Genomic DNA, 533 nt, shown 5'->3' with positions numbered 1-533 from the left:
ATGCTGTACTGCAACGACTTCGTGAACCGCCGCACATAGAAGCTGATCGAGCCGATCAGGCCGGGGAGCACGACGAGTAGGAGCCACAGCCTGCCGGTCGCCGCCCCCGTCACCAGTCCGGCGCCGACGAGCAGCAGGAAGATGGTGAACCCGCTCAGCACGATCGACCCGATCAGGCGGAGCGGCGGGATCTTCACGACGGACTCGGGCGGTGCGAGGTCCGGGCTCAGCTCGGGCGCCAAAAACTCGTTCACCCTCTGGTTGAGCACGTCGGCGACCCCGGCGACCCCGGCCGGGCGCGCACCCTGCGGGACCTGCTCTGCCGCCTTCGCACCTGACGCGAGGCGCAGAATGTCGCCACGGAGCCCATCCGCCAGCTGCGACGACAGGTACGAGAGCTGCACGTTCGCGTCGTGCCCGGCCACGCTGACTTCGAGCTTCGCCGCACCGAAGATGCGCGCGATCACCGGCCGCACGACGTTGATGCCCTGGATGCGGTCGAGCCGCGCCTTGCGCTGCGTTCGGAACAGGAT

Annotated in this window: 1 protein-coding gene; it reads right to left on the bottom strand. The window is 68.5% G+C overall.

The genetic code is table 11. The annotated features are described in order from the left end of the window. On the bottom strand, window positions 1–533 hold a 533-nt coding region (locus tag AB4Z02_RS19010), incomplete at both ends, for a PH domain-containing protein (protein ID WP_441972921.1).

Source organism: Pedococcus sp. 2YAF34 (assembly GCF_052114585.1).
GTDB lineage: Bacteria > Actinomycetota > Actinomycetes > Actinomycetales > Dermatophilaceae > Pedococcus.
Note: the sequence above shows the minus strand (reverse complement) of the source record. Positions and strands in the feature narration are given on the sequence as shown.